The organism is Brevibacillus jepli, assembly GCF_047229145.1.
Taxonomy (GTDB): Bacteria; Bacillota; Bacilli; order Brevibacillales; family Brevibacillaceae; genus Brevibacillus.
In genome coordinates, this window is sequence record NZ_JBFEFW010000002.1 from 46,909 (window position 1) to 69,211 (window position 22,303).

Here is a 22,303-nt window from a genome sequence, read left to right on the forward strand (position 1 = left end):
CTTTCATCAGCCGGCACGAAAGCGGCTCAGAAACGCCTGCAAACGCGGGCTTTGCGGATTGTAAAAAATTTGCTCGGGAGAACCTTGCTCGACAATCGTGCCACCGTCTGTAAAAATGACGCGATCTGCAACATCGCGTGCAAAATCCATCTCATGGGTGATCAATAGCATCGCCATCTCGCCTTCTCTGGCGATTTCCTTGATCACGGCCAGCACCTCGCCCACTAACTCCGGATCGAGTGCCGACGTTACCTCGTCGAACAGCATGACCTTTGGACGCATTACCAGCGCACGGGCAATTGCCACTCGCTGCTTCTGCCCTCCGGAAAGCTGGGAAGGATACGCAGCCAGCTTGTCATCGAGCCCGACTTTTTTCAGCATCGTCACGGCCCGTTCTTTTGCCTCCTCCTTGCTCATGCCCAAGACATGGATCGGTGCTTCCGTCACATTTCGCAGAATGGTCATATGCGGGAACAGGTTGAAGTGCTGGAAAACCATCCCGATATTCCCACGGATGCTGTGCAAATGCTTCTCATCCGCCTTGACCAGTCTGCCGCTTACTTGCTTGTGCCATAAAAGCTGACCAGCCACCTCAACCGTTCCCTCCGTCGGCTCCTCCAGCGTCATCAATATGCGGGCGAGCGTCGTTTTGCCGGAACCGCTCGGGCCAATGACCGCAATCTTCTCCCCGGGATGAATATCTAGGTCAATCCCATTTAAAATTTGCAGGTCGCCATAAGCTTTGCTCACATTTCGGTAACGAACGACCGGTTCCGTCTGTATGCCTGTTTTCATGTCGATCACCTCTGCATGTACTGTTTGTTCCATGACAGCTCCCATTTTTTGATCAAAAGGGAGGAAACATAGCTAAGCACCAGGAACAGAAGTCCCACTACCGTGAACGCCTCCAGATAACGGAACGATTCGGCACCGATGATCTTGGCTGTCGCCAGCATCTCCACCAAGGTAATCGCTGACAGGATAGGCGTTTCCTTGAACATGACGATCAAATAGTTGCCCAGCACTGGCACCACCGGACGGATCGCTTGGGGTAAAATGATGCGCAGCCATGTCTGCCCCATAGAAAAATTCAGCGCCCGTGCTGCTTCCCATTGTCCGCGGGGGACCGCATCAATGCCGGATCGGTATACCTCCGACAAATAGCAGCTGTAATGAATACCCAAACCAAGAACACCAGAGGTTAGGGGACCAAGCGAGATGCCAATCGCCGGTAGCCCGTAAAAGAGAAAGTACAGCTGCACGAGAAGCGGCGTGCTGCGCACAAATTCGATGAATGCCGCTGAAGACCAGCAGAGCACGCGCCTTTTCGACCTGCGCCCAAAGGCAAGAACCAAGCCCCCGACCAAGGCCAGGACAAAACCGGCCAGCGTCGCCGCAATCGTCGTTTGGATCGCTTGCAAAATTGCAGGAAGAATACTCCACGTAAAAGACCAGCTCCACATTTTCCTTACACCCTCCCTGCATGAAAACGCCTTTCAAGCCACCGCATCGCAAGTGTCAGTGGATACGCCATGAGAAAGTACATGACCAAGATCAAAAAGAATATTTCAAATGTTCTGGACGAGTCAGTTGTACGCAAAATCATGCCCTGGAACGTCAAATCCGCAAGGGTAATCAATGAAATCAGGGATGTTCCCTTCAAAAGTTCAATCAACAGATTTCCGAATGCAGGAAGCATCATGACGAAGGCTTGCGGCAAGATGACCAGCTTCATTCGTTGCCAAGCTGTCAAATTCAAGGCAATCGCCGCTTCGGTCTGTCCTTTTGGAATCGCCTGAATGGAGCTGCGCACAACCTCTGATCCATAAGCGCCGTAGTTGAACCCCAGCGCAATGACTCCCGCAGCCAGAGGCGGCAGCTCGATCCCCAACAGTGGCAGAGCGTAAAACAACCAAAACAACTGCACCAAAAGAGAGGTCCCGCGAAACAACTCCACATAAACCGTGCTCGCAATACGAATGCCGCTCCATCGGCTGAGACGTCCAAACCCTGCCACAAATGCGACAAACAGAGCGACAAGCACCGACAAGGCTGTCACCTGGAGAGTGGTTCCAGCTCCTTTTGCCAAAAATGGCAGTAGATCACTCATAGCTTCACCCTCCACTACGGCTGCGAAAGCTCATTCGCTGTCATATCACCCGGCAGCTCCTGCTCAGTAAAACCGAAAGGCTTCAAAATTTCCAACAGTTCCCCTGATTCTTTCAGCTTTTGCAGCTCCGCATTGTAGGCTTTCACGAACGCTTCATCCTCTTTGCGGAAGGCCGCTGCTCCATAGCCGCGTACGCTTTTCCCGTCTATTTCCGGTTGGACAAAATCCATCACGCGCTCCAGCTGGTCGTCTTTGGCGCTATCTAGCACGGATTGCAGGGAAGGACCTGTCATCGTAATCGCATCCGCTCTACCTGCTTGTAGAGCAGCAACGGCAGAAGGTTGATCAGGAACAAGCACCATTTGCTCCTTTTTCACTCCTGATTTTTCCAGATACTCCGTTTCGATGCCGCCGCTCATCACCGCTACTTTTGCCTGGGGATTAGCTGCAATGTCTTGATAGCTTTTGAGGCGGAGCGGATTGCCCTTTTTCACTGCGAGAGCTTCCCCGATGCTGTATTCAGGATTGGCAAACGCAACCTCTTGTGCCCGTTTGGGAGTGATGTACATCCCTGCTGTAATGATGTCAAAGCGCTTCGCCTTCAGTCCGGGAATCAGGGAGCCGAATTCAGTAAGCACTCCATTCATTTCATTGATTCCCATCCGTTTCAGGATCACTCGCGCCACCTCGACCGCTTCTCCTGTCAGCTTTCCATCTGGCGTGGCATAGGCGAACGGCTTTTCATTGGCGAAGCCTACAGTGACAACCCCCTGGCTCTTGGCCTTTTCCAGTGTATCCTGGCTAGATTCAGCGGGATTCCCGCTTGCTGCTGGCTGGGTATCCTGTGTTCCCGAGCCGCATCCTCCCAACAGCAAGACACACGTCAGGATCGCCATGCCTCCCCATCTCGTTATGCTTCTCTTGGTCATTCCTATTGCCCCTCACTTTCATGAAAAATAGTAGAAAAAAAGTCGGCACATCGCTTCCGCTTCAGGAGGGCCATCCCTGACGGAAAAGCAAAATGCGCCGACTGATTTCTCTAAAATGAGCATGCCAAATATCACGGGACAAGCTAGCCATCTCCTCAAAGGACATGGGCGCCCGATACTTGCATAAAAAGATGACATGCAACTGATGTAAAATGACTCTGCTTTAGCCGACGAGGTTAGCTGACGGGTAGGATGGCAGTTTTGCATCCCTTCTGCTTGAACAGAATTAACCCCTGTTAGATGGTTCCCCCGCTTCCGCCATGAGCGGAACTAGGCCCTTATTTGGTTGGAGGTTGGTTTCTTGTTCTCCTTTCACGAATCATTATGGTTAACTTGGGGGTTATGGTAACATAACTGAATTTAGATACTCACCCCGCAAAATCCCGTATTTTCAGCCCTCTATCCCGCTCAGATGAAGTGACCCCATGATTACCAGTCGTATCCAAAGATATCCTTCCATATTCTGCCTCGTCTATTCACATTAAACATGATCAGATTCGTCAGATGTATAAATGATAGGTGAACAAACGGCACCTTCCTTCCTCCTCTTTATTTTTCTCCAGAGTCCCCTGATGCTTACTCGGAAAGACTCCCGACGCATTTATATATGAATGACTTACTGATTTGAAATGTACATGATAACCGGTTGTCCGTTCGGCTTTTTCACTGGAGGTTCATTCGGCTCCAGTTCACTGCTTGTGAACGTTATTTCGACCCATGACTTCAAAAAGGAAAGGGATAGCCAAATTCAGATACAGCCGACAAATGTAAAAACAGATCACATGATGGGCCATAGAGTGTCCATGAAGTGGAATCGACTGCTCCACATGGATGATCTGCAAAGGTGTGCCCTCTAAGACCACCTGACCGCCGTTGCTGCCAGCTTGAGGCCCGACGTCGACAATATGATCAGCCACCTTGATCACATCGGCATCATGCTCGACGACAATGACGGTATTACCATTGTCGCGCAGCTTCTGAAGCAATTCATTTAATCGGTGTACATCACGGGGATGCAAACCAACGCTAGGCTCATCGAAAATGTAAGTAACATCCACCAGGCTACCGCTCAGATGTTTCACCATCTTGACGCGTTGCGATTAACGAATGCTTTGGCCATTTCGTGATTCCTTGGTTTGATACTCAATGCTCGGAAAAAGATCTCGCGTACCGCTTCATCATCTCCAATGCATTTACGAACGATAAACTCATCCGACCAATATAAGCATGGCTTTATGTTGCCATCCGCTGTCAATCGAAGCCTTTTGACCCCCATTTCAGCCAAAACCCTCACAACCTCGGTGATTTCGTCCAAAGACAGGATATTTTCATCAGGTTCAAATTCCATTCCATCAGCGGGCATGCAGTACACACACCGCAAGTTGCTTCGATCCGTTACTGAAATGCGCAGGTAGTCATGGACACGACCAAATGCTTGCTACTACCGCAGGGTCGTTGTAAATGTTCTTCACGAGCTTCGTTCGCGCATCGTGAACCATTCGTCTGCCTTCTTCGGAAAGAATCATAAATTTTTCTACATTGGTCAGGTTCCCTTTCATCTCACAGATCACCCATGGACCACAAAAACGTGTAACGATTTCTTTTGGACCGTTTCCGACGTATTCTTTTCGAATCTCACGAACCAGCATGCTGAATTGATGTTCGAGGTTTTTCGTCATTTGATGTTCTCCTTTACTTCTCCCATTTGCTCTTATGAGGGGTTCTTTCCTCTGCTTCATGCTTCACTCCATTTAGTTCAAAGCTGATTTATTTCATACCCTCTACAACCTCCAAGAAAATAATAAAAGCCCACCATCAAACAACCTGGGCATGAACACATGAACATGCACAAATGGTTTGATGGTGGGCTAATTCCTAAGCATCCAATGATACTCGTTATCCGTCCCAACGTACATATGAGTGTGATCAGGATGATTAAGCAATTCGCCATTACTAACCATCGATGATGAGATACGGCTACATTATACCACCGGATCTAGATGAAAATCCCATTTTTTTATGGAAGGAATTAATAATGAGAATGCTGTCGATCTTTTATACAGCTTTCACATACATGCAAAATACTCATCTGCTGCGTGGAGGTTGTGTCTATCTCCTGTTCTAGAGACGTATTTTCTTCTACCCGTCCACATACTTCACATACTCTTGACATGATCGTAGCCTCCAAAATGCCATTTTATTTCATATCCGCATGAAAAGGGTCATGAGCAAAAGCCACTTCATATCCTAAATCGCGAATTGCCTGTTGAAAATCAACCAATGACGCTGCCTTTTCATCATAGGAAACAAGTGCTTCTCCTTTTTGCAGGCTCACTTCCGCCTGCTGTATGCCCCATACGTTGTGTAAGGTCTTACTCACTTTTTTCGCATCATTTTCATCCTTCATTCCCGTAACAGAGATTCTTTCTGTATGCATGGTCAGGTCTCCTTATTGTCATGCTTAATGAACCTGCTTCTCCGCATGATCCATTCCCTCTCCCATTCCGCGCAGAAAATTGATCATGGAACTGAGGGCTGTGGTGACATTCGGCTCCATCATGGCCTTACTCATTCCTAACAAGCCCATCGGTTTATCGTTTTTGGTATCCGTCATCCTATTTATTCCATGATCGACGGCGTTCAAGATGTTCTGTAGTTTGTCAGGCTGCAACTTGCCTATGAACTGGAGCGCGTTCATCCCGTTTTTCATCATATGATGCATGCCCGGCTTATTAAGCTGCGACACCGCGATGACCCCAATATCATGCCGGTTCTTTAATGCCCCTTGAAGGATATCCAATACGCCAATCTCTTGTAATTCTTTTACAATGTCCAAAAGAGTAAGCAATGCCTGGTGGTTTTCACTAACGGCATCAAGCACCTGCTGAATCGCCTGCTGTCTTTCTTCCTCTGGACTTGGCATATATCGATCAATGTTTGAAATCGCTTTGGCCATCGGCTTGTCCTCCTGTTCCAAGTAAATCAGGGATTGAAATCCAATCTTCGCGTTTCCATTTGTCTTCTACGCGAACGCCAAATTGCGGTTGTCGATTTCCGAATCGGTAGTTCACTCGCGGAAGTGGCGGTTCTCCCTCTTGTTCTAGGATATCCATTTTCACTCCCATTTCTTTGTAGTTTGGCGTATGTGTCATTTTGTCATGATAACTGCTGGTAAGTCTATTGACAGCTTGCTTGTCTTTTGATGTATTCATCGTCAAATACAATTCGTTTCCTTTCACGCGATCTGTTACCAATACGCGTACTTCCACTTGCCCATACGGAGAAGAAAGGCGGACCAGTGCTCCATCCTTGATGCCTCTCTCAACAGCCAGATCTGGAGAAACTTCAAGCCACGGATTGGGAACCTTATGTGAGATTCCCTCTGACTTATATGTCATGTTTCCTTCATGGAAATGCTCCAGTAAACGGCCATTATTCAGATGCAAATCGAATTCCATGTTTCGCTCAAACATTGGCGGTGTCCAATCAAGCTGAATCAATCTTGCCTTACCATCTGGAAATGGGAAGCGATCTGTGTAGAGTAAAGGTGTTCCTTCTCCATCAGGCTTCACAGGCCATAATTGGCTGTTCCAGCCTTCGAGTCGCTCGTAACTGACACCTGCAAACATTGGAGATAAGCTAGCCGCTTCTGCCATAATTTCACTTGGATGCGTATAGTTCCAGTTCGCTCCCATCTTGTTGGCAAGATCGCGAATAATCATCCAGTCCGGTTTTGATTCTCCCAACGGCTCAAACACTTTGTGTAACCGCTGAATACGCCGTTCCGTGTTTACGAAGGTGCCGTCTTTCTCCAAGCTGGGGGACGCAGGTAACACGACATCGGCAAAATGGGCCGTTTTGGTGAAAAAGATATCTTGAACAACGAATAGTTCAAGCTTCTCAAATGCGGATTCGACGTGATTGATATTGGAGTCAATGACAGCCATATCCTCCCCAAATAAATACATCGCCTTCAGTTTCCCGTCAAAAATACCCTCTACCATTTGATGGTTATTAAACCCTGGTTCTTTAGGCAGTGTCACGCCCCAAGCTTTTTCAAAACGGTCTCTTGCCCCTGCGTCCTGCACAGGCTGGTAACCGGGGTACCATGCGGGCATTGTACCGAAATCACACGCTCCTTGCACATTGTTATGCCCTCGCAGCGGGTACGCACCTGCGCCAGGTCTGCCGAAGTTTCCTGTAACCAACAACAGGTTGCAGATTGCCGTACTCGTATCAGTGCCAGCAACATGCTGAGTGACACCCATCGCCCACAGGATGCACGTACCGTCCGCTTCATGAATCATGGTAGCCAGCTTGATTATTTCTTCCTTGCTTAACCCGGTGACTTCTTCTGCATGTTCCAAAGTGAATTTCTGCAACGATTGGACGTAGTCTTCATAACCGTTTACTCTGGTTTCAATAAAATCCTTAGCTGCCCAGCCTTGATCAATGATGTACTTGGTTACTGCGGAAATCCATACGAGATCCGTGCCTGGTTTTGGGTGGAGATACAAATCCGCTTTTTGCGCCAATTCGTTTTTCCGCAAATCGGCGACTGCCAGCTTTTGCCCAAACAGTTTATGCGCTCGTTTTACTCGGGTTGTCAGTACTGGATGAGATTCAGCCGGATTAGCCCCGACTACGAGCACCAAGCCAGCATTTGCGATGTCCTCAATGGTTCCCGAATCACCGGAATAGCCCACTGTCCGCATCAAAGCCATGGAAGCAGGTGACTGACAATATCGGGAGCAATTGTCTACGTTGTTTGTTTGGATAACGGCACGAGCAAATTTTTGGAAAATGTAATTCTCCTCATTGGTGCATTTGGATGAGGCGATGAGCCCAATTGAATCTGGTCCGTATTTTCCTTTTAACTCTGCAAGCTTATTGCTGATAAAGGTGAGGGCTTCTTCCCAGGTTGTTTCTACGAACGTATCCCCTCTACGAATAAGCGGCTTGGTCAAGCGCTCTTCGCTGTTCACGAAATCCCATCCCCATTTTCCTTTTACACAAGTAGAGACGCCATTTACGGGAGCTTCTACTTGTGGTTCAATTTTCAAGATTTTACGGCCTTTGGTCCAAACTTCAAAACTGCAACCGACGCCGCAAAAGGTGCAAACTGTTTTGGTACGCTTGATTCGGCTTTTTCGCATGCTTGCCTCTATTTCAGATACAGCAAAAATCTCTTTGTAGCCTGGCTCCACTTCTTTGGTGATATTGATCATAGGCGCGAGAACGTTCGCCGGGATACCAGTCATATAGCCTGCTTCTCCGAGCATCGATTTTTCCATTAACGCATTGCATGGACATACCGATACACAATGCCCGCAGGAAACACAGGAAGATTGATCGATGGGCACATCGTTGTCCCAGATCACACGAGGATTCTCACGGTTCCAGTCGATAGAAAGCACTTCACTGACCTGAAGATCCTGACAGGCTTCCACACATCGACCGCAAAGTATGCATTGATCCGGTTCATAACGATACATTGGATGGGAAAGATCGGGTGGATACGGTTTTGGTTTAAATTCATACTTCTGATGCTCAATTTCCAGGTACTCTGCCGTGTTATGTACCACACAGTTCCCGTTGTTATTGTCACAGACCGTACAGTATAATTCATGATTTCTTAAGATGCGTGACATGGCCTCCAGTTGTGCTTCTTTGACGAAGTCTGACTTTGTATTCACAATCATTCCTGGTTCACTTGTCGTTGCACAGGCGCGAACTAACTGGCCATTCACTTCTACCATACAGGTATCACATGTCTGAATCGGCAGAAGATTGGGATGCTTGCATATGTGAGGGATATAACAATCATGGGACGCGGCAACATCCAAAATACTTTGTCCTTGCTCTGCCTGATAAGCTTGGTCGTTGATTTGAATCGAGTAGGATCGCCCTTCCATTCTGTATCCCTCCAAAAATCTTTGTAGCATTTGTTTCCTTCGTTTTCGAATTTATTTTGCCGAAAATATGAAGCAATATACATTTTTATGTAACGGCTTTCCTCTCAAGAGAAACAATATTCAAGGATAAATGCTCATGATTCAGGCGTTTATGTACAATGGCGGTTTATTCCACTCTATGCATAACTTTCTATGAGCGAGGAAGTCTATATTCAAAGATGCAATGGACAAGGGAGCGATCTCATGCAAGACCCCAACCTGGAATACTATATTCAAGGGCTGGCGCACGCCGGAGATCTCGTAAAAAGAAAGCTCAACCTGAATGAAGAAACGGCTTATTTGGTCTATTTATCCACCATGTGCGATTCTGCCAAAATTCACGCCACAATCGTCCATTCATTTATCGAAAGCAATCATTTATCGAGGTTTCAAGCGGTCTTGGCAACGATGCCAGGCTATGTGCAAATAGTGGACAACGATCAATTGGCAGACAAGCTCATTCAAGGCTATGCCCTGTTGTTTCTCCCTCATGAAACCTGTGCCATCGAAGTCAAGAAGCCATCGACTTCCAAGCCTCAGGAAGCCACAATCGAATACGTCTTGCAGGGACCCCAAAACGCTTTTTCAGAAGATATCGCAACGAACATTCATATTATTCGGACCCGTTACCCGTTGCAGGATCTACAGGTCGAATACATGAATATCGGTACGGTGAGCCAAACCCAATTAGCGATGGTTTATGATAAATCCAAGGTGGATGACGACGTTCTGTTGCGCCTGGAGAACAGCTTGATGCAAATTGACGCGGAAGTAGTCCAGGCTTCGAATCAAGTTCAAATGCTGATCACGAAAAGATTTAATTTGTTGCCCACTGCCATGGTTTCAGAGCGGCCTGACAGAGCGGTATTTAATCTAAGTAAAGGAAAAGTGGTGCTGCTTCTTAACGGAACCCCTTTTGCCATCATTGTGCCTGCGGTTTTTTACGATTTCATGGCATCGATGGATGACATTTATGATATTCCATGGTTCGCCAGGCCTCTTATGATATTGCGATATATAGGAGCGTTCCTCACTACCTCTCTTCCAGCTTTGTACGTAGCGACCGTGTCGTATAATCCGGAAATATTTCGGGCGCAATTAGCGATCGAGATCGCAGGCAGTCGTGCGGCTGTTCCTTACCCGTCCTTTTACGAAGTGTTCTTTATGCTTTTTCTGATCGAGGCTCTCACCGAAGCTAGCATTCGCCTGCCAAAATACATAGGATCTATGGCCACCACCGTCGGAGGTCTGATTTTGGGACAAGCCGCTCAAATGGCAGGATTGGTAAGCAGTATCATGATCATCGTCGCCTCCGTGGTAGCCATTTCCAACTTTATGATTCCGATCAATACGATGAATTTTGCATTGCGGGTGATTAAATTTCCACTTGTCGTAATGGCCATTTTTTTTGGCTTGACTGGGGTTTTTACAGGGTTGTTTTGTTTCCTGATTTACGCGGCTAGTCTGCGAAGCTTTGGTCGACCCTATTTGAAGCTTTTCATCGGAGAAGCGAAAAAGAGCAGGTGAAAGGGTTGTCCCGTTACTTTTTTTATTTTGTGACACTGTCCATCTTGATTAATGCTATCCTGTTTGTACCGCGTATTCTGATGGACGAGCGTTATGACGGCGCGATCCTGTCCATGATACTCGGTCCGATCATCGGAGGCATATTCATGTATATCTTCACCAGCTCTATGCTGAAGTTTCGCGGTCAAGGGTTGCCTGAAATTTTGAAGCAATCGCTACCCAAGAGCATTTCTGTTCCGTTGCTATTGGTTCTGGGCAGTGTGTCATTTATCTCGGGAGCGCTCGTATTGATCAATTATTCTTTCATCGTATCCAGATATCTGATCCCCAAGACACCGATCTATATCGTGTTAGTTCTTTTCGTCACGGTAGCGAGCTTCGGTGCCTTGCAATCTACCAAAACGGTTATGTACAGCACGGAGCTGATTCTGATGCTGAGTTTACCGTTACTTTTGTTTTCGATTTTCAAAGCGTATACGAACCAAAATATGAACTTCGATGAAGTACGAGCAATGATTGATTACACGTGGATTCTCCCCAGTTGGAAAAGCTTATCCGTCTCGACTTATGCCGTAACGGGATACATCAGCCTGGCTATCTTTAACCGCGCGTTTACTGATTTACAAACGATTAGGCATCGCTGGGCGGTACCCTGTCTTGGATTTTGCATACTGCTGACAGAATTTTTTGTGCCTATCGGTATTTTGGGTACGGACGGCGTGAATGATTTTATTTTCACATGGGTTGCTACGGCAGATGCGATTCGGATGAAGTATGCATTTATCGAACGCGTTGTTTATATCTTCTTGCTCATTTATTTAGGTATCTCCTATCTTTTCGCCATGATCACATGGCATGTCGGCTCCGAATTGATCAGTGGGTGTCTCCCGGGGCATCAACCCAATACGTCGTCCGTCAAGACCGTGCTTCCTAACATGGTGTGCTGCGCCATATTTGGCATAGGTACTGTGATTGTTGGAAATTGGTTGGGCGAGGACGATCTGTTCACGGTATCCTCAACTTGGATGATGATACGTTCACCGATTGATATTTTTATCGTCCTTTCGGTTTTTATGCTGAGCAAGTGGAGGAAGGCTTTGTGAAACATGTCTTGGTTTGGCTGTCGGTATTGTATTTGCTAACAGGCTGCGGATTCAAGGACATTGACAAACGTTATCTGGTCATGGCAGTCGGCGTCGATAAGTCGGAAATAAAAGATAAGCCTTATCATGTATCGTTGAAACTCGCCATCCCTACTTCGCAAATTCAACCGGGTCAATCGAATACGTTTCATCTCATCAGCGACGATGCGTCCACGATATCGGAAGCGGTTCGGCACTTAAAATCAAAGGTGGATAAAGAACTCGATTTTTCGCAGACCAAAATGATTGTATTCGGGAGAAAACTGGGAGAGGAACGATTGGATAAGGTAACGATTGATTGGTTTCTGCGAAGACCAGAAATCCAAGGGATTGCATTTATGGCGCTTGGCAACCCGTCGGCGGAGCAGGTGTTGAATGTCAGGCCCAAGTCCGAGCGGCTTCCTGCCGATAGCTTGATTTTGAGCTTCGACCAGGAGGGAACTGAATCGTCTTTTATCGTTACCGAATTTTTGTTTGATTTTCACCGCCGGTTAAGCGAAAAAGGACTGGACCCGTATTTGCCGGTTATTCGCCCAATGAAGGATACGTACTTGATTGATCAAGTCGCCATCTTTGACAAGGAGAAGATCAAAGTGATTTTAACTCCGGAGGAAACACGGATCTTTAATGAACTATCCAAGAAGATCCGGAACTTTGATATCGAAACCAAGACGGAACAGGCCCAGTTTGCTTTGAATGTGACCTCCTTCGGGTATTCGTACGTCTTTGATGAACGAAATGAATCTGCGCCTAAACTTGCGATGAACGTTCGAATGAGAGGAATATCAGAGGAGTCGACGGAGTCTTTTTATCATTCACAATGGGACCGATATAAGGTGGAAGCCGAATCCGAAACGGCGAAACGCTATCTTCACGTGCTTCGGAAACTCCAGTCTCTCAGAGTTGATCCAATCGGATTCGGATTACGTTATCGGGCAACTCATTATCATGGGGACAAAGACTGGGAAAGATGGAAAGACATTTATCCTCGTCTTGATTGGAATATCAAAGTAAACATCGATCTTATCGGGTCAGGTGGTGTGAAATGAATGGAAAAAGCTGTCGGGGAACATCGTTCCTCCAACAGCTTTTTTGCGCTTACAAAAGAGGCAAAATTGCGTTCGCATACGCCTGTGCACCCTTTTGATTGGGATGACCGATGGATGCACGCTTGCAAATCTCGAAATTCAAGCCTGTGCACCCTGCTTCTGTGCAAGAAACGAGTCGTTCGGCTGCGATCAGGTCTTGTGGAGTGAGGTCCAAATTGATGCCGAAAACATAGGGGTCATCCGTCAGAGCCGCGTGCTCCGGACCAAAATTCGGATCGGCGAAAAAGATGCGCGTTTTGCCGAGCTCAGCATTCCTCTCATCAATGGCTTTACGCAGGTAGACCTTCGATTCTGTCTCGAGCTGGGTGCTGCGCTTGTATACCTTTTCCAACTCAGCCATACCGAGAATTCCTCCGGCTGCACCGCCACCGACTCCTCCTACTATGGCTCCTACGCCGATCAATAGTGCTTCCACCGCGGTCATATCGCTCTTATCCGAAACAGGTGCATAGTATCCGGTGACGATAATTTTGGCGTTGGAGAATTTCTTCGTAACGTCCACCAGCAATCTTTTCATGCCCTTATACAAATGGTCTTCGAACAACTGTGTCAATTCTGCTGGATGGAAAGGATTCAGAACTGTCCGAACATCTACATCGTTCATGCCCCCGTCCAATAGAATCAAGTCCACCATGTCAGCCTCACCGGAGAAATCAGCGCATTGCTGCAGAATCGTTGGATAGGACGTAGGAACCTCGCCGTCAACGGGTGCATGAACTTCATCTTTATCCACTCCAATAATGGCGCCGGAATGAGCGATTACTTGTGTATATTGCTTGATATTACCTTCTCTTGCCTGAATGGCTGCACCCACGATGGAATAAAACTTCTCATGCTCTTGCAAGCCTTGCCCCCAACTCACAGAATCACCCATCACGAGCATATGGAAGGTTTCCAGTGTTAGTGTAATTTCATTGGACGGTGTGCCATCGGAAAGGCGTACTTTCAGGGTTACCTGTTCACCCGCTGGATTGCTCTCCACTTCGGCCGGACGAATCAAGGTAAATTCCATTTGCGTCGAGCTTACCATCCGTACATCGGGCATTTCTTGGTTGTTGACCAAGACGAGTGTCCCTTCGGAAAAGCCACTGCCGTTCACGATCACTTTTTGTCCGGGTCTCACCCGCGTTTTCACTTGATTTTCCTGTTGGGCGGAAATGACTTGTGGCTTCACGAAGATGGATGCCTTGCTGGAGAGCGTCATATCTGATTGTCGCACCTGAAGTGTATGAGAGCCGCCAGACACAAAAGGCAAGACAAAATGGAGCATCGTATCACTTACTACCTGGGTTTTCGCTTCAGTCCCATCGATGAGCACGACATCTGTTTTGGTATAACGCTTTCCTTCCAGCGTCACTGTATCTCCTGCGAGTGCATACGCCGGGGATACATGGTTGATGGACGGCTCCAAGAGCTTGCGTCTGAAATCATCTGCGTCGATGGCTCGAAAGCTGACAGGTTCAGACAATCTGCCCCCCGCATATCCGGCACGACCGGCCTCCGCAAAGGGACCCTGGGCCCCTGGTTGACCTGCCGATCTCGGCCCAGGACCGCATGCCGTACCGAATTTTCCATTCTTGGTGGCACCCACTGCTCCACCCGGTCCGCCTGCTCCTGGATTGCCAGGGATTCCGCCTGCACCCGGGCTGCCCCCCTCAATCGTGATCGCAAAGCCTTGCGAATAATTTTGGATGATGGTTTGTGGTGCGTACAAGGTCAACCGTCCGCCAGCGCCGCCATTGCCTCCCGGACCTCCGTAGCCTGCCGCTCCGCCACGCCCTCCGTTTCCGCCAGCTCCCGCTCCGGCTTTGCAAAATCCTGCCCAATCCAATTCAGCTGGCTTCCCTTTTCCTCCTCGTCCGCCATCTCCTCCGTCTTGCCCAGGCCCACCTTGTGTGCCATCTTGCCCTTTCAGGTCAAAATTCGGGCGTCCCGCCATATCGAGGACCCATAATTCGAGTTCAGGAGCAGCAGCGCCGTCGAATCCACGGTCTCCGGGCAATCCAGCTGTTCCATTTGTCCCCGGGATGCCTGAGAGCGTCGAAGACATCGGTGCATCTGTCGGTGTTATCGGTTTTTGGCGTTTGGCTGGGACATAGCGGTAAGGACGCTCCCAGGTGAAGGTTACATTCTGTCCGACTGTCAACTTTTCGGTGATGATGATCAGGTAGCGCTGCGGATATTTCAAAATAACATTGGTTCCATCCTCGATATATATTTCCGACGCGGCCCAATAGGCGGTGTCCACCGATATATTCAAGGCTGAAGCAGGAGACGGTACAGCTAGTGTAGCAGTCATTTTTTTAGGAAACGGGATGGTTTGCAGCAGTTCCGCTTTTCCGCTCAACATTTGCAATGTTGGCGTCGACTTTGCTGCGTCGATTCGATAGGCAGACTGAACCACGGTATTCCCACTGATAAGAGTGGGGCTTGGTTTCGTCAATCCCGACTGAGGTACTACCGTCCCGCGGATCTTGAGCGACCCCAGGTTGGACAGGGATGTAATCCCGAATGACTCCAGCACCGCTTTGTGATACGTCATTCGATCCTGAACCATTTGGGGTGCTGCTTGGAAGGATGCCCGATTCACAGCCATGGTCGTGATCCCGAGCGTATTTCCGCCTGCAGTAAACGTGCTTGTAGATGTTGACATTCTTTTTTCTCTCCTTTATCACCATGAATGAAATAGGTTTGTGCGAGTCAGTCTCATTTGAACGGACGATCATTCTTGGCTAACGAGGAATTCTTCCAACTCCCGAAAGCTGATTTTTCTTCGTTGTGGATCTGAGGCTTCGCTTTGGTGCGCCCAAATGATTTCCACATGATTGCCTTCTGGATCAAGAAAAGAAAAGCTGGCATATTCGCGCTCCACATACGGACCATGTGCTAAAATTCCGTGTTCCGTCAGCTTCTTCCATACGTCCTTGAAGTCATTCAACGTATCTACACAAAATGCCAGATGCACATGATGCGGATTGCCCAGGATGAGCAAATCGTGCCTGCTTGATTGCGGATCAATCGCCAAGCTTGCCGTTTCGTCGCCAAGGTTCACCACTGCCAGTTCAAGTGCGATTTCATAAAAAGAGGCCAATCTGCGAACATCATGCGCATATAAGGAAATGTGACCCAAGCGGCTTAGCTTTGACATGTTCCCTCCATCCTTTCGTATTGACTCGCCTGTTTCATCCTAACACCGAGAATACTGGCCCAGGTATTACTCGAAAGGATGCATCCCAAAGGATACCCTTGCGATAAATATGAGTACCCAGCATAATCGAAGCGTAGTAAAATCATAGGAAGAAAAAGGAAAACCTAGTGATGGAGCAGGTGATGCTATGAATTATCAGGATAGCCTTGAAGAGCTGGAAAGTCGTCTTCTGGTTGGTCGAACGGAGGAAGTCCTTCATTTTTTGAACTTGCTTGGGGATGAGCGGCGCTCCAAAAAAATCATGAACCTCTTCGGGACCGCAGGCGTGGGAAAGAGCTACCTGCTCGACGAGCTCAGACGGCAAGCTCATCTGCGTCAAGCAGCGACGCTCTCTTTGGACAGCGAGCAATTTTGGCATACGCCCTCTGATTATTGCCTACATATTTTGCAGACATTGCATGTTTATCATCAGGGAGCAGAGCAGCGTCCATCCGAATTGTTGGAGGAAAGTATCTCGAAGCTGAATGAAATGGCAGCTGATCAGAGACTCGTCCTCTTTCTCGACAATTACGAGAACTTGGACGGCTTGGATCATTGGTTGCGCGAATATTTTTTCAAACGATTAAGCGCGAATATTCTGATCGTAATCGCAGGAAGGCACCCACTGTCTGAAGCTTGGCTTCTTTCACCCGGTTGGCGGCACTTCATCAGCAGGGTCCCCTTGTCCCATCTTCCTTACGATGCTGTCGAGCGGTATGCGCATTACTGTCACATTTTCGATTTGAATCGCATTCAGGAAATGTGGCGGCGCTCCAAAGGACATCCCCTTACCCTTTCCTTGCTGTCCTTTACGTTGCAGTCCAAGGATCAGGAAGGAAACGGCGCTTTTCATGAGGAAATGGATACGCTGCCCTTCGTCGTAAGCCAATGGCTGCGCGAAGTTCCCGGGGAGCATTTGCGTCCTCTCGTGGAAGCCGCTGCCGTATTGCGGCATTTCAATCAGGATAATCTGTCCTTTTTATTGAAGAGGGAAATTACGGCTTCCGAGTTTTTTCAATTGATCCGTTTTTCGTTTGTACGGAAAGTGGACAGTGGCTGGACAATTCATTCCTTGATGAGAGAATCCATTGCCCAGGATATACGAGCAAGGACGCCGATTCATTTTGCAGATTTGCAGAAGCGGGCCATTCACTACTATTACGAGAAGTTCACGAAGTCAGCTCATTCGGTCCGCACACCAGAAGCTTTGGAGCTTACTTTCTTTTTAGGTGACGCACTCATCCGAGCCTTTTTAAATTGGTTCGATCCATTGCCCAAACCGTTCGAATCGCTTCACTCTGGTCAGCGGGAAGAACTACTGGAGTATATCCGCATTCAGCGTCAATGTCCTTCCCCTAAAACGATCAAGCTGTTTGATCCGCATACGAATCGCCATTTTGATTTTCACCTGACAGCGGAGCAAACATTATACCCGTTGAATTGGCTTGATCCTGACCGTCTATTCTCACTGGGATACGATGTGCTTCGTGTTCTGCGCAATGACAATGGAGCGATCTCGGCACTTACCGCAGTTGTTCCGATCAACGAAAAAACTCTTCCGTACCTGATGGAGCATTCCGGCTCCCGTTCCTATTTCAACGCGCTATCACAACAAGAGCTGGATCGCTTCACTGTGCCGGAACACACGCGGGCTGGCTGGTTCATTCACACGATTCATCAAGACGATTACGAGGATGTATCTCAACATACGGCCATTGGTCATATGCTGCATGGCTTGATGTTCACCGGAGAATTTTTGTTGTGTTCACCCGCTCCTTTTCCTTTTTTCAAAGCCGCCCACGAAAGTTTAGGATTTGATGTCGCTGAGTTTGCCACCCACACCAACTATGACGGAGTAACACCCACTCTCGTGTTTTTCCGTGATACGCAAGGCGAGCATCTCCCCGCTTATTTGCAAAAGCTGCTGAAACGCTCTGGACTGGATGCGGATTTGCGTCTGGAAGAGGGAGCGGTTCCATCTCCTGCTCCACCGGCATCAACTGGCATAGGCACAGCGCTGGACTTAGGTATGCTGACAGCGCGGGAACAGGAAGTGGCCGCCCATGTTGTGGAAGGGCTGACCAACGCGGAAATTGCTGCCCGCTTGTATTTGAGCGAAGTCACGATAAAAAAGCATTTGAAATCGATTTTTGAAAAGATGGATGTCAGTAACCGGACACAGCTGGTGAAAAAAATGCTTGTGTAGGACGAAAAAAGAGGAACCGTCGATGGCGGCTCCTCTTTAGTGACATGCATACTCAGATGATCGGACTGTTTGGAGTTATTCATATAGATCTGTACTTAAATATTTGAGGCCTGAATCATTAATCGTCAGCACAATATTTGCTCCTTTTTCTTTCCCTTTCAAAAGTTGTAAGGCTGCCGCAACATTTGCTCCTGAAGAGAAACCAGCAAATATTCCTTCTTTTCTTGCCAGCTCCCTAGCAGCTTGTGTCGCTTCTTCATCGGTAACATGGATGTAGTCTGTAACGAAATATTTATCCAGAAGAGGCAATTCCATTGAATATCCCCCACCCTGGATCTTGTGATTGAGGTTCGTAGCGGTTTTACCAGAGTAGAACGGAGCGGTATAAGGTTCAACTAAATAACACCGAATATTGGGATTATTCTTTTTTAACGTTTTTGCACAACCTGTAAAGGTACCACCAGAACCAGCAAAATCAAGGAAAACATCTACTTTTCCATTCGTTTGTTTCCAAATTTCTTCTCCCGTGTGAAACTCATGAGCATGAATATTGCCACTATGATGAAACTGATCTGCACGAAACGCATTTCTTTCTTTTGTTATTTGCTGCGCTACTTCTTCCACTTTTGCAAGGTCTTCTCCAGATACTTGCCCAATCGGGGAACCAGGTGCTTGGTCTACTAAAACAACTTCTGCTCCCAGTGCTTTCATCATCCGCGCTCTTTCCATTGAATTTCCTTTTGACATGACCGCAACGAATTTATACCCTTTGACTGCGCAAACAATGGCAAGCCCTGTCCCTGTATTGCCACTCGTTAATTCCACAACGGTGTCATTTGGTTTTAGTATTCCGTCCTTCTCCGCCTCTTCAATAATCTGCAGGGCAATTCTATCCTTTTTGCTAAAGCCTGGATTTACGTATTCAAGTTTGGCGAAAATATTTCCATCGAGATTTTCTGTAAGCCTAGAAAGATGAACAATTGGCGTGTTACCAATCGCTTGATGAACGCCTGATAAAATCATGTTCTCCATAGACAAAACCTCTCTCTTCGTATATTTTGGACTATATAGTGTTTGTTTAGAACTATATATAGCCTGATTGTAAAATATAACGAACAAGCGTGCAATATAACGTCTGGAAATCTATGGAGGACATTTTATGGAAGAGTTTCATACAAATATTGGAGAGAACATAAAGCGTATCCGGAAAGAAAGAAACATGAGCTTAGATAAGCTTTCTGAATTAACAGGGGTTAGCAAAACGATGTTAGGTCAAATTGAAAGAGGCAAGTCTGCTCCAACCATAACCACTCTTTGGAAAATAGCCAGTGGGTTGCGCTTATCATTTTCTTCACTGGTTAGTCAATACAAGCCATCTGTTACCATCGTAAAAAAGAATGAAGTAAATCCAATTATTGAAGATAATGGGCAATATCGTGTGTATCCACTCGTACCCTATAATCCAGAACAGCAGTTTGAGATCTATTCAATCACCCTTGAACCAGGTTGCGAGCATATAGCAGAACCGCATCATACAGGGGTTGAGGAATTTATTCTAGTTAATGAAGGCACGCTTGAGGTTGTAGTCAATGAATTCGTTTATGTAGTTGAACCTGAGGATACGATTATTTTTAAAGCAGACAAGCCTCACATTTATAGGAATAATGGAAATCGTATCGTAAAGTGTTCAGTAGTCATTCACTATTCAAGTCAATGAGAAGATAGTGGGCTGCCGATTCTGCTGGCAGCCCACTGGTTTGATACATTACTTCAAGTATTTTCCTGTGATCGACTGCTCCGCATGGATGATCTGCAAAGGTGTGCCCTCGAAGACCACTTGACCGCCGTTGCTGCCTCCATCCGGTCCCATATCGATAATCCAATCTGCTTGGCTGATCACGTCGAGGTTGTGCTCGATGACGATTACCGTATTGCCAGCATCCACGAGGCGGTTCATGATCTCCAGAAGGTGACCGATATCTGACATATGCAGGCCGGTTGTCGGCTCGTCCATCACGTAGATGCTGCCCTTCTTATGGAGCTCGCTTGCCAGTTTGATGCGCTGGCATTCCCCGCCCGAGAGCGTGCTGAGCGGTTGACCGAGTGTAACGTAGTTCAGCCCTACATCACTCATCGCCTGGAGCTTGCGTACAACCTCTTTCAGCTCAAAAAATTCCAATGCCTGCTCTACAGTCATCTCCAGCACTTCTGCAATTGACTTGCCGTTTAGCTTGTACGCGAGTACCTCTTCCTTGAAGCGTCTACCTCCGCATACTTCGCACGGCAGCTTCACGCTTTCAAGGAATGCAAGGTCGGTATACACGACACCCAGCCCTTGGCAGTTCTCGCAAGCGCCCTTGGAGTTGAAGCTGAACAAGCCTTGATTGACCTTGTTCGCGGAAGCAAACGCCTTGCGTACATCATCCATAATGCCTGTGTAGGTCGCGGGATTCGAGCGTGTTGACACGCCTACCGCCGATTGGTCGATGACGATCGCATCCGGATGCTTGCTGAGGAATACCTCGTTAATCAGCGTACTCTTGCCTGAGCCGGCGACACCCGTAACTACTGTCAGTACTCCGGTTGGAATATCAACACTCACGTTCTGCAGGTTGTGCAGTGTAGCATTCTCGATGGACAGCTTGCCGGACGACTGCCGGGAGTCGTGCTTCAGTTGGAGCGGGCGCTTCATATGGGTGCCTGTCAGTGTACCTGATTCCAGCAGGCCTTGGAAGCTTCCTTCATACACGATGGTACCGCCGCGGCTGCCTGCATGAGGCCCGACGTCGACAATATGATCTGCCACCTTGATCACATCGGGATCATGCTCGACAACAATCACGGTATTGCCCTTGTCGCGCAGCTTTTGCAGCAATTCATTTAATCGGTGTACATCACGGGGGTGCAAGCCAACGCTGGGCTCATCGAAAATGTAAGTGACATCCACCAGACTGCCACTCAGGTGCTTCACCATCTTGACGCGCTGCGATTCCCCACCGGACAAAGTATCGGTCTCACGGTCCAGCGTCAAGTAGTCTAGCCCGATATCCACCAGATGCTGCAACCGCTCCGTCAGCGACTTGACCATTGGTGCTGCGACCGAATCATCAATCTCCCGAATGATGCGGATGAGCTGACCAACCTCCATGGAGGACATCTCCGCAATGTTGAGTCCATTGATTCTACAATTTAACGCAGCCTGACTGAGTCTTGCGCCATGGCAGCTGGGGCAAGGACCCTCGGAGATAAACGGCGCAACTGCTTTTTGTGTGCGCTCAGACTTTGTCTTCACATCCTGCTTGATGTATTTGTTGGTGAACTTTTCAATGACACCTTCCACTGTAATATTCGTTGCCTTCCCGGCGAAATCCATCTTTACTTTCCTGGCCTTGCCGTAGAGCAGTTGCTCCAGCTCCTCATCCGAATAGGCGCTCAGCTTCTTGTCTGGATCGAAGGACCCTGACTGCACGACTATCGTCCAGTCCCAGCTATCTACCTTATAGTCCGGCAGCATGATTGCCCCTTCATTCAACGACTTTGACATGTCCACTGCCTTGCTTAGGTCGATGCCTAATTTGCGACCGATCCCGTTGCATTCGGGACACATACCTTGTGGATCGTTAAAGGAGAACATGTGCGCTTGTCCAACATAGGGCTGACCCACTCGGGAGAAGAGAAGACGGAGAATAGGAGAGATATCGGTAATCGTGCCCATTGTAGAATGGGAACCGCCGCCCAGCCGCTTTTGGTCCACGATAACCGCCATGCTCAGGTTCTCGATTGCGTCCGTATCCGGCTGTGGATAGCGGGGCAGGAAATTGCGCACGAACATGCTGAAATTCTCATTCAGCAATCGCGTGGATTCTGCGGCGATCGTATCGAAGACGATCGATGATTTGCCAGATCCGGATACCCCGGTGAAGATCGTGATCTTCCGCTTGGGAATGCGCAAGGATACGTTTTTGAGATTGTTTTCCCTCGCACCCGAGATAACGATATGCTCCTGATTCGATTCGCGCATGTTTAACATCCTTCCGCAGTGTTAATTTCTATCATCACATTGTCCGTTGTAGATAGAA

Annotated in this window: 17 protein-coding genes, 2 pseudogenes and 1 riboswitch; of the genes and pseudogenes, 5 read left to right on the plus strand and 14 right to left on the minus strand. The window is 47.9% G+C overall.

What is annotated here, in order from left to right; genetic code table 11:
• Nucleotides 1–6 precede the first annotated feature (6 nt).
• The 10 genes and pseudogenes from ehuA to fdhF form a co-directional block, all read right to left on the minus strand.
• The gene (ehuA, locus tag AB1L17_RS02415) at nucleotides 7–795 is read right to left on the minus strand and encodes an ectoine/hydroxyectoine ABC transporter ATP-binding protein EhuA (protein ID WP_412844118.1); all 789 of its coding nucleotides are present in this window, start codon (nucleotides 793–795) and stop codon (nucleotides 7–9) included.
• A 5-nt stretch (nucleotides 796–800) separates the two neighbouring features.
• Nucleotides 801–1,463 carry an ectoine/hydroxyectoine ABC transporter permease subunit EhuD gene (gene ehuD / locus AB1L17_RS02420; RefSeq protein WP_412843944.1) on the minus strand — a complete coding sequence of 221 codons (663 nt, stop codon included), beginning with the start codon at nucleotides 1,461–1,463 and terminating at the stop codon, nucleotides 801–803.
• A 5-nt stretch (nucleotides 1,464–1,468) separates the two neighbouring features.
• Nucleotides 1,469–2,110, minus strand: coding sequence for an ectoine/hydroxyectoine ABC transporter permease subunit EhuC (gene ehuC, locus AB1L17_RS02425; protein WP_412843945.1), 642 nt, complete (start codon nucleotides 2,108–2,110; stop codon nucleotides 1,469–1,471).
• A 14-nt stretch (nucleotides 2,111–2,124) separates the two neighbouring features.
• Entirely contained in the window at nucleotides 2,125–3,039 is a 915-nt protein-coding gene (gene ehuB, locus AB1L17_RS02430) for an ectoine/hydroxyectoine ABC transporter substrate-binding protein EhuB (protein WP_412843946.1), read from the minus strand.
• 211 nt (nucleotides 3,040–3,250) lie between these two features.
• Nucleotides 3,251–3,386: riboswitch (cyclic di-AMP (ydaO/yuaA leader) on the minus strand.
• A gap of 558 nt (nucleotides 3,387–3,944) precedes the next feature.
• Nucleotides 3,945–4,199 (minus strand): annotated as a pseudogene (locus AB1L17_RS02435) (excinuclease ABC subunit UvrA); the annotation flags it as partial.
• On the minus strand, nucleotides 4,178–4,510 hold the full coding sequence (locus AB1L17_RS02440; RefSeq protein WP_412844119.1) for a radical SAM protein: 333 nt from the start codon (nucleotides 4,508–4,510) through the stop codon (nucleotides 4,178–4,180). The pseudogene AB1L17_RS02435 and the gene AB1L17_RS02440, both read right to left, overlap by 22 nt.
• 28 nt (nucleotides 4,511–4,538) lie before the next feature.
• Nucleotides 4,539–4,778 (minus strand): annotated as a pseudogene (locus tag AB1L17_RS02445) (Na-translocating system protein MpsC family protein); the annotation flags it as partial.
• A 518-nt stretch (nucleotides 4,779–5,296) separates the two neighbouring features.
• Nucleotides 5,297–5,536, minus strand: coding sequence for a heavy-metal-associated domain-containing protein (locus AB1L17_RS02450; RefSeq protein WP_412843948.1), 240 nt, complete (start codon nucleotides 5,534–5,536; stop codon nucleotides 5,297–5,299).
• Between the two features lie 24 nt (nucleotides 5,537–5,560).
• Complete coding sequence (locus AB1L17_RS02455; RefSeq protein ID WP_412843949.1) at nucleotides 5,561–6,055, minus strand: helical membrane plugin domain-containing protein; 495 nt, start codon at nucleotides 6,053–6,055, stop codon at nucleotides 5,561–5,563.
• Nucleotides 6,030–9,014, minus strand: a complete 2,985-nt coding sequence (gene fdhF, locus AB1L17_RS02460; protein WP_412843950.1) for a formate dehydrogenase subunit alpha — start codon at nucleotides 9,012–9,014, stop codon at nucleotides 6,030–6,032. Before fdhF ends, AB1L17_RS02455 begins: the two co-directional genes overlap by 26 nt.
• A gap of 243 nt (nucleotides 9,015–9,257) precedes the next feature.
• Between fdhF and AB1L17_RS02465 the strand changes: the two genes are divergently transcribed.
• The 3 genes from AB1L17_RS02465 to AB1L17_RS02475 are packed head-to-tail and all read left to right on the plus strand — an operon-like array spanning nucleotide 9,258 to nucleotide 12,771.
• Nucleotides 9,258–10,580, plus strand: a complete 1,323-nt coding sequence (locus AB1L17_RS02465; RefSeq protein WP_412843951.1) for a spore germination protein — start codon at nucleotides 9,258–9,260, stop codon at nucleotides 10,578–10,580.
• A gap of 5 nt (nucleotides 10,581–10,585) precedes the next feature.
• The gene (locus tag AB1L17_RS02470; protein WP_412843952.1) at nucleotides 10,586–11,683 is read left to right on the plus strand and encodes a GerAB/ArcD/ProY family transporter; all 1,098 of its coding nucleotides are present in this window, start codon (nucleotides 10,586–10,588) and stop codon (nucleotides 11,681–11,683) included.
• Entirely contained in the window at nucleotides 11,680–12,771 is a 1,092-nt protein-coding gene (locus AB1L17_RS02475; protein WP_412843953.1) for a Ger(x)C family spore germination protein, read from the plus strand. The genes AB1L17_RS02470 and AB1L17_RS02475 overlap by 4 nt, the downstream gene beginning before the upstream one ends.
• A gap of 49 nt (nucleotides 12,772–12,820) precedes the next feature.
• Here AB1L17_RS02475 and AB1L17_RS02480 read toward each other — a convergent pair whose 3' ends face one another.
• Together AB1L17_RS02480 and AB1L17_RS02485 are read right to left on the minus strand one after the other, a co-directional pair.
• The gene (locus AB1L17_RS02480) at nucleotides 12,821–15,484 is read right to left on the minus strand and encodes a choice-of-anchor Z repeating domain-containing protein (RefSeq protein WP_412843954.1); all 2,664 of its coding nucleotides are present in this window, start codon (nucleotides 15,482–15,484) and stop codon (nucleotides 12,821–12,823) included.
• 69 nt (nucleotides 15,485–15,553) lie between these two features.
• Nucleotides 15,554–15,979, minus strand: a complete 426-nt coding sequence (locus tag AB1L17_RS02485; protein WP_412843955.1) for a VOC family protein — start codon at nucleotides 15,977–15,979, stop codon at nucleotides 15,554–15,556.
• A 187-nt stretch (nucleotides 15,980–16,166) separates the two neighbouring features.
• Between AB1L17_RS02485 and AB1L17_RS02490 the strand changes: the two genes are divergently transcribed.
• Nucleotides 16,167–18,224, plus strand: coding sequence for a LuxR C-terminal-related transcriptional regulator (locus AB1L17_RS02490; protein ID WP_412843956.1), 2,058 nt, complete (start codon nucleotides 16,167–16,169; stop codon nucleotides 18,222–18,224).
• 75 nt (nucleotides 18,225–18,299) lie between these two features.
• Here the strand turns inward: AB1L17_RS02490 and AB1L17_RS02495 are convergent, their stop codons facing one another.
• Nucleotides 18,300–19,256, minus strand: a complete 957-nt coding sequence (locus AB1L17_RS02495) for a PLP-dependent cysteine synthase family protein (protein WP_412843957.1) — start codon at nucleotides 19,254–19,256, stop codon at nucleotides 18,300–18,302.
• A gap of 127 nt (nucleotides 19,257–19,383) precedes the next feature.
• Here AB1L17_RS02495 and AB1L17_RS02500 point away from each other — a divergent pair, with 127 nt between their 5' ends.
• Nucleotides 19,384–19,941 (plus strand): helix-turn-helix domain-containing protein, encoded by a 558-nt coding sequence (locus AB1L17_RS02500; protein WP_412843958.1) that lies wholly within the window; start codon nucleotides 19,384–19,386, stop codon nucleotides 19,939–19,941.
• Nucleotides 19,942–19,989: 48 nt separating this feature from the next.
• On the opposite strand, the gene AB1L17_RS02505 is transcribed toward AB1L17_RS02500, so the two are convergent.
• Nucleotides 19,990–22,245 (minus strand): ATP-binding cassette domain-containing protein, encoded by a 2,256-nt coding sequence (locus tag AB1L17_RS02505; RefSeq protein WP_412843959.1) that lies wholly within the window; start codon nucleotides 22,243–22,245, stop codon nucleotides 19,990–19,992.
• Nucleotides 22,246–22,303: the final 58 nt, after the last annotated feature.

What these genes read in the sequence shown, in the direction of transcription:
- ehuA (WP_412844118.1), bottom strand. Translation starts at nt 795, where the DNA reads ATGAAAACAGGCATACAGACGGAACCGGTCGTTCGTTACCGAAATGTG.
- ehuD (WP_412843944.1), bottom strand. Translation starts at nt 1,463, where the DNA reads ATGTGGAGCTGGTCTTTTACGTGGAGTATTCTTCCTGCAATTTTGCAA.
- ehuC (WP_412843945.1), bottom strand. Translation starts at nt 2,110, where the DNA reads ATGAGTGATCTACTGCCATTTTTGGCAAAAGGAGCTGGAACCACTCTC.
- ehuB (WP_412843946.1), bottom strand. Translation starts at nt 3,039, where the DNA reads ATGACCAAGAGAAGCATAACGAGATGGGGAGGCATGGCGATCCTGACG.
- AB1L17_RS02450 (WP_412843948.1), bottom strand. Translation starts at nt 5,536, where the DNA reads ATGCATACAGAAAGAATCTCTGTTACGGGAATGAAGGATGAAAATGAT.
- AB1L17_RS02455 (WP_412843949.1), bottom strand. Translation starts at nt 6,055, where the DNA reads ATGGCCAAAGCGATTTCAAACATTGATCGATATATGCCAAGTCCAGAG.
- fdhF (WP_412843950.1), bottom strand. Translation starts at nt 9,014, where the DNA reads ATGGAAGGGCGATCCTACTCGATTCAAATCAACGACCAAGCTTATCAG.
- AB1L17_RS02465 (WP_412843951.1), top strand. Translation starts at nt 9,258, where the DNA reads ATGCAAGACCCCAACCTGGAATACTATATTCAAGGGCTGGCGCACGCC.
- AB1L17_RS02480 (WP_412843954.1), bottom strand. Translation starts at nt 15,484, where the DNA reads ATGTCAACATCTACAAGCACGTTTACTGCAGGCGGAAATACGCTCGGG.
- AB1L17_RS02485 (WP_412843955.1), bottom strand. Translation starts at nt 15,979, where the DNA reads ATGTCAAAGCTAAGCCGCTTGGGTCACATTTCCTTATATGCGCATGAT.
- AB1L17_RS02490 (WP_412843956.1), top strand. Translation starts at nt 16,167, where the DNA reads ATGAATTATCAGGATAGCCTTGAAGAGCTGGAAAGTCGTCTTCTGGTT.
- AB1L17_RS02495 (WP_412843957.1), bottom strand. Translation starts at nt 19,256, where the DNA reads ATGGAGAACATGATTTTATCAGGCGTTCATCAAGCGATTGGTAACACG.
- AB1L17_RS02500 (WP_412843958.1), top strand. Translation starts at nt 19,384, where the DNA reads ATGGAAGAGTTTCATACAAATATTGGAGAGAACATAAAGCGTATCCGG.
- AB1L17_RS02505 (WP_412843959.1), bottom strand. Translation starts at nt 22,245, where the DNA reads ATGCGCGAATCGAATCAGGAGCATATCGTTATCTCGGGTGCGAGGGAA.